Genomic DNA, 11,040 nt, shown 5'->3' on the forward strand with positions numbered 1-11,040 from the left:
TTTCCTTTTTTATTTGTTAAGTCTCTCCGCTATGAGTGTATCAACAACCGAAGGATCAGCCAATGTTGATGTATCACCTAATTGGTCATGCTCGTTGGCCGCAATTTTGCGTAAAATGCGGCGCATAATTTTACCCGAACGGGTTTTAGGTAAGCCATCTGACCATTGAATCATGTCAGGCGTAGCAATGGGGCTGAGCTCTTGGCGCACCCAAGCTTTAAGTTCTTTCGTTAACGCTTCGTCGGCAACCACGCCTTCATTAGGCGTAACATACACATAAATACCTTGGCCTTTAATGTCATGAGGGAAACCAACGACGGCTGCCTCGGCTACTTTGGCATGGGCCACCAGCGCACTTTCAATTTCTGCCGTACCCAAACGGTGCCCCGATACATTAAGTACATCATCTACGCGGCCGGTTATCCAGAAGTAGTCGTCTTCATCTCGACGTGCACCATCGCCAGTAAAGTATACGCCCTCATAAGCGCTGAAGTAGGTATTAATAAAGCGCTCATGGTCGCCATACACAGTACGCGCTTGTGCTGGCCAGCTGTCTTTAATAACCAAGTTACCTTCAGCTTCTCCCTCAAGCTCATTGCCATCAGCATCAAAGAGCGCAGGCTGAATACCAAAGAATGGGCGCGTAGCTGAGCCAGGTTTAAGCGATGTAGCACCTGGCAACGGCAAAATCATATGCCCGCCTGTCTCTGTTTGCCACCATGTATCGATAATAGGGCAACGGCTTTCCCCTATCACGCGATGGTACCAGTCCCACGCTTCGGGGTTAATCGGTTCGCCTACCGTGCCTAAAATGCGCAATGAAGATAAATCGCAGCCTTCTGCCGGTTTATCCCCATGGGCCATTAGGGCTCTTATCGCTGTGGGTGCAGTATACAGGCTATTTACCTTGTATTTTTCCACCACCTGCGCAATACGCTTAACGTCTGGATAGGTAGGTACACCTTCAAAGAAAACTTGCGTTGCCGCGTTTACCATAGGGCCATACACCATGTAACTATGGCCTGTGATCCAACCCACATCAGCAGTACACCAATAAATATCATCCTCTTGATAGTCAAAGGCGTATTTAAAGGTCATTGCGCTATACAGCAGGTAGCCACCCGTTGTATGCACCACGCCTTTAGGCGTACCCGTAGAGCCCGAGGTATACAAAATAAATAGCGGGTCTTCTGCGTTCATTACCTCGGGTTCACACTGACCCGAACAGTCTTCAACCGCGTCGTGCCACCACACGTCATGCTTTTCGTTCCAATCAACGTCGCCGCCAGTAAGCTTATGAACAACCACATGAGTAATAGACGGGCATGCATCATTCGCTAAGGCTTTATCTACGTTAGCTTTTAATGGAATACTGCGGCCCGCACGACGCCCTTCATCTGCGGTAATAACCACTTTTGCTTTACTGTCATTAATACGATCGGCAATAGCATTAGGTGAGAAACCACCAAAGATAACTGAATGCACAGCGCCTATACGGGCACACGCCAGCATAGCGTAAGCCGCCTCAGGCACCATTGGCATATAAATGGCCACTCGGTCGCCTTTGGCTACCCCCATCTCTTTAAGTGCGTTGGCTAGTTTACACACTTCGTAATGCACTTCTTGATAGGTGACATCTAAGCTATCTTCAGGAGAGTCACCTTCCCAGTGAAAGGCGACTTTTTTAGCATTGTTGGCAAGGTGGCGATCGATACAATTATAACTTGCATTAAGCTGGCCATCTTCAAACCACTTGATAGATACTTCGTTTTTACCAAAGTGGGTGTTTTTAATTTTAGTGGGCTGCTTGTACCATTCAAGCATAGTGGCGCTTTGCGCCCAAAACGCTTCGGGCTCTTCGATTGAGCGGGTGTACATTTCGGCGTAGGTTGCAGCGTTAAGATGAGTAGAAGATTTAATGGCTTCGGGTACCGGATAAGTTTTGCTGGCGGTCATTGCTTTGCCTCCAATATCAATAGGGTAAGTTATCATTTCTATGGTTTACCACTGTAATCATTCACCACCAAAGAAAAATGAGACTTTGGTCTTAGCAACATGATCCTTAAGGCATAATACTATAGTCTTATACGACCATTTGCGCATGGTCAACGGTTAAGTTAGTGGCAAAAATACACTTGCTAACGTTTCATTTACATACATTTAACCACATTCTGGAATTAATATAATGAAAGCGACGATAAAAACTTCAGCGCTAGCAGTTTCTCTTTGCTTAGCAAATGCTGCGCACTCGGCTTCACTCAGTGACACAAAGGTAACCTTTACCGGTTATGTTAAAGCTGACGCGATGATAAGCGATTACTCAGAAGGTACGCTAGACTCTGGGAGTGTTGGTCGCGACTTTTACATCCCCTCACTGACACCAGTGACGGGAGGCGATGAAGGAGCGCAGTTTGATGCGCATATTCGCCAGTCGCGGTTTCGCTTCGCTACCGATACACCTACCGAAGGTGGCGACAGCATAAAGGGCGTGTTAGAGCTTGACTTTATCGTCACCAGTGGCGGCAATGAAAGAGTGAGCAACTCTTATGTTCCGCGCATTCGACATGCTTACATCCAATATCAAAATTGGTTGATAGGCCAAACGTGGACCACCTTTATGGATGTAGGTTCGCTTCCTGAATCGCTAGATTTCATTGGTGTCACCGATGGTATCAGCTTTGGACGCCAAGTAATGGTGCGCTATACCAACGGCGGTTTACAGTTGGCGTTAGAAAACCCTGAAACTACCGTTACCCCAAATGGTGGTGGCAGTAGAATTGTGGCAGATGACAATGCGGTGCCCGATTTCGTAGCCGCATACACGATGAAACAAGACTGGGGTTATGTAAAAGTGGCCGGCCTATTACGCCAGCTTTCCTATGACAATGGCGAGGACATAGATGGCGATGACACCAGTATGGGCGTTGCGGTTTCGGGTAAATACATGTTCGAGAATGGCGATGATGTAAGATTTATGGTTAATACCGGCTCGGGCATGGGTAGGTACGTTGCCATTAACGCCAGCAATGGTGCGGTGATCACACCCGATGGCGACTTAGAAGCCATTGACTCTACAGGCTACGCTATTGCTTATCGCCATAAATGGAACGAAAAAATGCGTAGCAATTTAATGTTTTCAGCCTATGAAGCAGACAACGATATAGCTTTAACTGGCGATGCGGTAACAGACAGTACTTATAGTACGCGGATTAACTTACTTTATTCGCCGGTAAAAGCCCTCACCTTTGGCGCAGAATACGCCTATGCTCACAGAGAGGTGGAATCTGGCCTTGAAGGCGATATGAACCGTGTGCAGGTTTCGGCCAAGTACGCGTTTTAAGCCAAAGGTGCGCCTTGCTATAGGTTAAATAGCGCTACTTTATAAACATGGCTTAGATAAAAACAGGGCCCTCCTACGGGTGCCCTGTTTTATTCTAGCAGGTTAATATACGCCACTTACCGCTGCCTCCCGCTATTAGCGGCTTGCTAATAGGTAGCTAAAAGCCCAGTGGATATTCACGTAGCACATCATGTACCTTTGCTAATACTTCATCAGAAAGTGCAATGTCGAATGCGTCAATATTTTCTGACAGCTGCGACACACTGGTAGCACCAATAATTGTAGAGGTAACGCCAGGAACTTGCTTACACCACGCCAGCGCCAACTGTGAAGGCGTAATACCCGCAGTCTCGGCAATTTGCATATATTGAGCAGTAGCAGCTTGGGCGGGCGCTTTATCTCTAAACAGCCCCATACGCTGCGATAATGTCCAGCGACTTCCCTCGGGGCGCGCCCCCTCTTGATATTTACCGCTTAACATTCCGGTGGCTAACGGCGACCACGGTAAATAAGCGATGTTTTCAAGTTCACACATTTCAATAAGGTATGGCCAATCTTTGGCATGCAGTAAACTAAATTCATTTTGAATAGACACTGGCAAGGGAATATTCATATCCTTACAAAGCGTTAAAAAAGTATGAATGCCCCACGGGGTATCGTCTGAAAGCCCCCAATGTCTGATCTTCCCTTCATCAAGCGCACGCTTAATGCCTTGCAATATATCGCGCATACCGTCAACTTCACGTTCACGGTCGGTTTTTGTTGGGTTCGCGCCATCAGGCCAGTGCTTACCAAAATGCGGAGTAACACGGTTTGGCCAGTGCAACTGGTACACATCAATGTATTCAGTTTGAAGGCGCTCTAATGAATTCGTTAACGCGTTATCAATAGCATTGGCAGTAATAGGGCCCGCATTACGAATATACTTTAAGCCGCTCCCCGCCACTTTGGTCATTAATACTATGTCTGCACGCTTCGCTTCGTTGCGCGCTATCCAATTACCTATAATGCGTTCTGTCTCGCCATACGTTTGTGCGTTTGGTGGCACAGGATACATTTCTGCGGTATCAACAAAGTTAATACCCTTATCAAGGGCGAAGGCTATTTGTTCATCAGCATCCTGTTGCGTATTTTGAATGCCCCATGTCATGGTGCCCAAACAAATGTCTGATACTGACAAGCCACTGCTGCCCAACTGATTATATTGCATATTTACGTTTTACCTATTTATCGACAACGCCATGATTACTGTTACTATTTCACCGCTATGGCAACAGTGAACAATAACCCGGTTTATTGCTTTGATGAGGCCATCAAAGCAAACCTAATTTATAAAGTATCTGTAGGCTCACCATACCATTTAACGCCGCAGAAAGAATTACTTCGCCGTGGGTTTGGGCCTTTTTACCGCATCAAACAAGCGAACCGAAATGTCACTAGATATAGGCCTATTGCAGTTCTCAGATATTTGACTTCAATTGATGAAGAATAGAGCAATTTTCAATTTTCTGGTGGGCAGAGCAAGATAGAGCTAAAGACGACAACGATTCTTCTAAAAGCGCCAGTTCTCGTTGCGTTTTGCGTATTCGCTCAAGTTGCTTCTCAATAACCTGATCAACCAACTCGCAGGGAGCGTGGGGGTTTTGTTGAATATCTAATAACTGCTTAATATCACCAATAGCGATATTTAATTCTCGGCAGCGCCGTATAAACACAAGGGTGCTAACATCGCTTTGGTTATATTGCCTATAACCACTATGGTTGCGCTGTGCTGGCGCTATCAAGCCTACTTCTTCGTAGTACCGAATAGTTTTAGCTGGCACGTTTGACGCGCTAGCCAGTTCACTAATTTTCATCTTGACCTTCCAGTCGCAGTAACCTTTAAACTCAATATATCATTAATTACCGACACTAAACGACCCTATGAGCTGTATATCTCGTTTAACTATATTGGCCGTGTCTTGTTGCGCTGTTAGCCAAAGCCTAGCTAATCAAGACACCGCTTTAGTGGCTGAAATAAAAACCACGTCGCACACCCACGATGCCCATCAGCCAGATAAAACCCATCAGCATGATAACGCCCACCAACAAGATAAAAGCCATGCTCAGGCTGATGAACACGAGCACGAGCACAAACACGAACACAGCGATGAGGTAGAACGCATTGTTGTACAGGCCACGCGTACCGGTAGAATTGCAGATGAACAACCTACCCGCGTTGAAATTATTAACCGCGAAGAAATAACTGAAAAAGCCACCATGCGCCCAGGTAATATTTCTATGTTGGTTGCAGAAACCGGAGGGGTTCGAGTACAAACAACGTCACCGGCGTTAGGTAGTGCCAATATACGCTTACAAGGTATGGACGGCAGATATACCCAATTACTGGCCGACGGATTACCTTTATATGGCAACCAAGCTGCATCAATTGGGTTGCTGCAAATACCGCCTACCGATTTAGGCAGGGTGGAAATAATTAAAGGTTCAGCGTCCTCTTTGTATGGCGGTTCGGCGCTAGGGGGAGTAGTAAATTTGGTGTCACGCCGCCCCGGCGAAACATTTAAGGGTGAAACATTAATAAACCTTACCACCCAAGATGGCCAAGACCTAACTACCTACTTAGCGTCTCCACTTGTTGGCGCGCTAAAGGGCTCGGTAACCGCGGGCGCTCACCACCAGAAAAGTGTTGATACTGACAATGATGACTGGATAGATTTAGCTGGTTATGAACGCTATACCGTACGCCCCAGATTATTTTGGCAAGGTAGCGACGGAGAAAGCTTGTATGTCACCGCTGGTTACATGACAGAAAATCGTGAGGGTGGCACCACAGAAGGTGGCGTAGTGGCTGATGGAAAACCTTTTGTGCAGACTCAAGACTCTGAACGTACCGATGGCGGGTTAGTTTACTCTATGCCCATAGGCGCACAGTACACTTTTTCTAGTAAAGCCTCGGTAATGATCCAACAACACGACCACCGCTATGGCGATAATACCGATGACGACCAGCATGAAAGTTACCTTGTTGAAAGCAGCCTATCGGGTTACACCGAAAAAAGTGATTGGGTAGTCGGTGTGGCATATCAGTCAGATGTCTTCGATTCAACGGCCTACCCTGAATTTGATTATACCTATGAAGTACCGGGAGTATTTGCCCAACTTGATCATGAAACTACGTCTGAGCTTACCACCACGTATAGCATCCGAGTAGACGAGCACAGTGAATTCGGCATCCAGGTAAGCCCTCGTATCTCGTTATTGTACCGCCCTGGCGATTTGACCATTAGAGGCTCCTATGGACAAGGTTATTACGGGCCTACGCCGTTTGTTGAGGAAATAGAAGCCGCCGGCTTATCACGTTTAGCACCTATCGAAGCCTTAACAGAAGAACAAGCCGAAACCGCATCACTAGATTTCACTTATACCTTCGACGATATTGAAACCAGTGTTACGTTATTTGGTTCGAATGTTGAGAACGCCACACGGCTTGACGCATTTTCTTCTAGAGACAATGGGGTACTAGATAGCGTTAGGCTGACAAACGCAGACGGTGAAAGACAAATTCGTGGGTCTGAGGTACTACTGCGTTACTATTGGAAAGACGTTAAACTTACCGCCAGCTATCTTTATTTAGACGCAACAGAGATGTCGCCGGAAAATGACGGACGTCGCGAAATTGCGTTAACACCACAACACTCTGCTGGCTTCGTTGCTATGTGGGAACAGCATGGTAATTTTCGGGCGGGGTTTGAGGCCTATTATACTGGCCCACAGCGATTAAACGACAACCCCTATATGGATGAATCTAAGCCTTACTGGCATTTAGGTTTGATGGGCGAAATCACCCATGGCAGCATTAGCTACTTTATCAATTTGGAAAACCTGTTAGATGTAAAACAAAGCGATGAACACCCGTTGTTGCTTCCTTCTCGCGCCGCAAGTGGTCAGTGGACAACTGATATTTGGTCTAGAAACGATGGCTTTATTGCCAATGGTGGGGTAAGAATTACTTTCTAAGCATCAGTATTAAAACCAAGGGTATTTTGCAACCAATGATCTACCGTTTTAGGTTTAGAAAAATAATAACCTTGGAAGCGGTCGCAGCCTTTTTTAGTTAAATATTCAAGCTGCGCTTTGGTTTCCCCCCCTCGGCAATACAGGTGACCTCTAGAGCCTTTGCCATTTCGATAATCGCATCGACAATGGGAGAGGGCGCACTATAACGGTTACTAAAGTAACTAAACTTGTGTTAGGTCAATAGTGTTGGTGATGCTATTGATAAATTCAGCTTTTTGTTGCGTGAAGAAGGCTAACCTTAGGTAACTTGAGCGAAAAAACAGCACTCTGCTATAACATAGTGATTAAAACACCGGTTAGCCTTTATAGGCAGCTATGCCTTACGCCAAGGGCCGCGAATTGCTAAAGTTTGCGCAGGCGAATATACGTTAACGAACAAGATTTCGCCGTCGGGAGAAAAGCAGGCGCCAGCCAGTTCTGTTTGCGCATGTAATCGCGCAAAGTTATACACCTCACCTGCGGGGGTAACACCACGAAGATGATTATCAACAATGTCGGTATATTGGTCTTCGCAAACCAATAAATGCCCATTAGGGCACACCGTTAAGTTATCGCCAAAGTTGTAAAGGTTCTTATCTTCGCTTTCTAAGAACAATTGTAATTTATCGCTATCTCCATCTTTAGACGGCAATAACTGCATTATTTGGCCTAGTTGCTTACTGCCGCCATTGGTACAGCAGAAATAAAGTTCATCTTCGCCCCAGTGTATGCCTTCACCGCGAGCGAAAAGCGCAGCACCTTTATCATACCCTTGCACGCGTAAATCATCGTTAGGGCTTTCTGGGTTTTCTAACGCGACCCACTCAACGTCGAACCAGGTCGCTACAGGCATAGCATTACCATTCCAGTTACGTGTATCGAACTGAGTTTTGTCTTTTACCACCAAAGCTTCTAACTGCCCCCCAGCAGCTAAGTTGCCGTACTCTTTAGGTACAAAGCGATAAAGCAAACTATCGCCTCTATCTTCGGTTAGATAAACTATTCCGGTTTTAGGGTCGACACACGCGGCTTCGTGGTTAAAACGCCCCATGGCTTTAAGCGGCTTAGCTTCTATCAGTGAATCGGCACTTGCAGGTACTTCAAATATATAGCCGTGATCTTTGTTTACCACATCGCCGTTAGGGCCATGAGGACGGTCTACCGATTCTTCACACGTTAACCAAGTGCCCCAAGGCGTAATGCCACCAGAACAGTTTCTTACCGTTCCAACAAGGCTAATAAACTCCCGCTCTACCTTTTGTGTGTTTAAGTTATACACCATGGTAGTTGTGCCGCCGGGTAACGCAACGCCGTTAGCGTAATTGTCATAGGCCAGTGTACTGGCGTGTTTTTGAATTGACTCGGGCTGAGCACTTAAATGCTTAGGATGCAGTTCGTGGTTACGCACCAAGGCAACTTTATCAGTACTTCCTTCAACAGGTAGGCACCCCATACCATCAGCTCTATCAGGTACGTGCATACCGTCTGACATCGCATTACCAAGGCGAGAGATAACCTTATAACTAAAGCCTTTCGGTAAATCCAGAAGCTTTTGAGGGTCGGTCACAAGCGCGCCATAGCCTTCACTAATTGGCATAGACGCCAAATTCATTTTCTTACCTAAAGCACTGGAAGCTAGGCCACCAAATGCCAAAGAGCCTACTAAAAACTGGCGTCGTGTAATCATAAGAATCTCTTAGAACTGATAAACGGAGCAGAGTAACCTTCAATTGTTACAGTATAACAACACTGTTATAAATTATCCGCAAGTGACATTCGCACTTTATAGATTGGCAAACTGGGGAGAACGGCTAATGACGGGGATGCTCTAGCAAGGATTCTAAAGCTTTTCAGCCAAACGAGGCGGGTAATAAAAAGGTTTACAATCTATAACTTTAAAATGCTGAGCATCAATATGTTCGGGGTTCAATACAAAGTTAAATTCACCTGGACAAACACTTGATGGTACTTGCAGTACGGCTGAGGACTTATTTTGAAGCCAAGTAGTGCCGAGTTGCTGAGTATGCTGCGAATATGGCATAGCATCCCAACCAGCAGGTAGCTCGTTAAGTGATAAACGTTTTATACGAACTTCTTCCGACAATAGAACTGTGGTGATAGTGAGGTCCTTTTTTAACACTTCAGAGGAGTCATTAACTAATCGCTCTAACATCGCTAAAGCCCGACTGCTAGCAGTATAGACAACAGACTGCCCCGTATAGTGCCAACGCCCCTCACAATAATGGCCGCCTATGCCATTGAGCGCGTTCTCTCTAGAGTTGTTCTTTCTTGGTGCTATACGATAGACAAGCACTAGGCTACGAAACCGTGTTCTAAGCCAAGCACAATACGCTTTATCAAGGCGCGACCACTGGCTGACTCTAACACAGAGACAGGGGCTGAATTATTGAATTGGACGTGAGGAGTGTTTAACCAAAGGTTCCAACGTTCTACGCTTTCAAAATAAGCGATACCAAGGTTCATTAGTCGGGCCACATCAAGTGTATTTTCACTCACCTGTGGACTGAGATGCTTGTTATCCCTAGCATATCTTTCCAGCGTCTTAGGTGTAGTGCGTATAAACTTAGCAAATGCTTTTCGGTCCCATCTCATTATGGATTCAAGACGCTTTATTCTATTGACGGGAAAACCTTTTCGGACTGCCTCAACTTCGTCAAACGGTGACGATAGCTTGTTTAACAGGCCACCGCTAACGATTTCAACCAAATCGACCTCGTTATCGTAAATCCCGTCTCTCTTGTTTTCACTTACTTTCATAGCGCCTCCGATAGACATATAAACCTAAATATAGAGACAAATGTCGCTTCTTTCAACTGAACTTGAGATCGGTTCCCTCTCTCCCAATAGCTTTCGTTTTACATAGATTAAAAGAAGTGAGTGTATGCCCTCTGAAACCCTACACCGCATGGAAGTGTTGTCGGAGCTGGGCCTATGAGAGAAGGGATGGCCTCACGCGGCGATTAAATGCCGGGGCCTCATACGCATCTGGAGCCCTCAGCTGCAGGGATGCAGCCGCGAAGCCGCTAATATAAAAGCGGGAACGGGTTTACGATGTGCATCCATTCTCTTTCGGTGGTTAGAAATGCTGAGAGGGGGGCGCTTGTTCAATCGAGAACTCTCAGCTGCAGGGATGCAGCTGCGAAGCCGCCATGGATGGCTTCACGGCGTGTTCTAGATTGAACAAGCGCCCCCCTCTACAAACCAGCAGGCATAAAAAAAGCGCACCTAAGTGCGCTTTTTTTGGCTTGTGTTGCTAAGTCTAGATTAGTCTAGGATCTTAGATACAACACCAGCACCAACAGTACGGCCACCTTCACGGATAGCGAAGCGTAAACCTTCGTCCATCGCGATTGGTGCAATAAGTTCTACTACGAACTTAAGGTTGTCACCAGGCATTACCATTTCTACGCCTTCTGGAAGCTCTACAGCACCAGTTACGTCAGTTGTACGGAAGTAGAACTGTGGACGATAGCCTTTGAAGAATGGAGTATGACGGCCACCTTCATCTTTAGACAATACGTATACTTCTGCTTCGAACTTAGTGTGCGGGTTGATTGAACCAGGCTTAGCTAGTACTTGACCACGTTCAACGTCTTCACGCTTAGTACCACGTAGAAGAACAC

9 protein-coding genes are annotated in these 11,040 nt (G+C 46.2%); 2 read left to right on the forward strand and 7 right to left on the reverse strand.

Annotated elements, in window-relative coordinates:
- Positions 1-9: 9 nt before the first annotated feature.
- On the reverse strand, positions 10-1,956 hold the full coding sequence (acs, locus tag GTH32_RS14140; protein WP_163086949.1) for an acetate--CoA ligase: 1,947 nt from the start codon (positions 1,954-1,956) through the stop codon (positions 10-12).
- A gap of 229 nt (positions 1,957-2,185) precedes the next feature.
- On the opposite strand from acs, the gene GTH32_RS14145 reads away from it, so the two are divergent.
- Positions 2,186-3,340, forward strand: coding sequence for a DcaP family trimeric outer membrane transporter (locus GTH32_RS14145; RefSeq protein ID WP_163086951.1), 1,155 nt, complete (start codon positions 2,186-2,188; stop codon positions 3,338-3,340).
- A 157-nt stretch (positions 3,341-3,497) separates the two neighbouring features.
- Here the strand turns inward: GTH32_RS14145 and GTH32_RS14150 are convergent, their stop codons facing one another.
- On the reverse strand, positions 3,498-4,550 hold the full coding sequence (locus tag GTH32_RS14150) for an aldo/keto reductase (protein ID WP_163086953.1): 1,053 nt from the start codon (positions 4,548-4,550) through the stop codon (positions 3,498-3,500).
- Positions 4,551-4,800: 250 nt separating this feature from the next.
- Positions 4,801-5,196, reverse strand: a complete 396-nt coding sequence (locus GTH32_RS14155) for a MerR family transcriptional regulator (RefSeq protein WP_163086955.1) — start codon at positions 5,194-5,196, stop codon at positions 4,801-4,803.
- Between the two features lie 67 nt (positions 5,197-5,263).
- Between GTH32_RS14155 and GTH32_RS14160 the strand changes: the two genes are divergently transcribed.
- Complete coding sequence (locus GTH32_RS14160; RefSeq protein WP_163086957.1) at positions 5,264-7,357, forward strand: TonB-dependent receptor plug domain-containing protein; 2,094 nt, start codon at positions 5,264-5,266, stop codon at positions 7,355-7,357.
- A 373-nt stretch (positions 7,358-7,730) separates the two neighbouring features.
- On the opposite strand, the gene GTH32_RS14165 is transcribed toward GTH32_RS14160, so the two are convergent.
- The 4 genes from GTH32_RS14165 to GTH32_RS14180 all read right to left on the reverse strand — a co-directional run.
- Positions 7,731-9,083 (reverse strand): alkaline phosphatase PhoX, encoded by a 1,353-nt coding sequence (locus GTH32_RS14165; RefSeq protein ID WP_163086959.1) that lies wholly within the window; start codon positions 9,081-9,083, stop codon positions 7,731-7,733.
- A gap of 153 nt (positions 9,084-9,236) precedes the next feature.
- Positions 9,237-9,710 carry a type II RES/Xre toxin-antitoxin system toxin gene (locus tag GTH32_RS14170; protein WP_163086962.1) on the reverse strand — a complete coding sequence of 158 codons (474 nt, stop codon included), beginning with the start codon at positions 9,708-9,710 and terminating at the stop codon, positions 9,237-9,239.
- Positions 9,710-10,174: a type II RES/Xre toxin-antitoxin system antitoxin gene (gene parS / locus GTH32_RS14175; protein ID WP_203565501.1), complete on the reverse strand. Its 465-nt coding sequence runs from the start codon at positions 10,172-10,174 to the stop codon at positions 9,710-9,712. Before parS ends, GTH32_RS14170 begins: the two co-directional genes overlap by 1 nt.
- Positions 10,175-10,681: 507 nt before the next feature.
- On the reverse strand, positions 10,682-11,040 hold a 359-nt coding region (locus tag GTH32_RS14180), incomplete at its 5' end, for an EF-Tu C-terminal domain-related protein (protein ID WP_484476983.1).

The organism is Alteromonas profundi, from assembly GCF_010500865.1.
Classification (GTDB): Bacteria; Pseudomonadota; Gammaproteobacteria; order Enterobacterales; family Alteromonadaceae; genus Alteromonas; species Alteromonas profundi.

Coding starts and splice junctions, on each gene's coding strand:
- parS (WP_203565501.1), bottom strand. CDS start 10,174: ATGAAAGTAAGTGAAAACAAGAGAGACGGGATTTACGATAACGAGGTC.
- GTH32_RS14145 (WP_163086951.1), top strand. CDS start 2,186: ATGAAAGCGACGATAAAAACTTCAGCGCTAGCAGTTTCTCTTTGCTTA.
- acs (WP_163086949.1), bottom strand. CDS start 1,956: ATGACCGCCAGCAAAACTTATCCGGTACCCGAAGCCATTAAATCTTCT.
- GTH32_RS14150 (WP_163086953.1), bottom strand. CDS start 4,550: ATGCAATATAATCAGTTGGGCAGCAGTGGCTTGTCAGTATCAGACATT.
- GTH32_RS14165 (WP_163086959.1), bottom strand. CDS start 9,083: ATGATTACACGACGCCAGTTTTTAGTAGGCTCTTTGGCATTTGGTGGC.
- GTH32_RS14160 (WP_163086957.1), top strand. CDS start 5,264: ATGAGCTGTATATCTCGTTTAACTATATTGGCCGTGTCTTGTTGCGCT.
- GTH32_RS14155 (WP_163086955.1), bottom strand. CDS start 5,196: ATGAAAATTAGTGAACTGGCTAGCGCGTCAAACGTGCCAGCTAAAACT.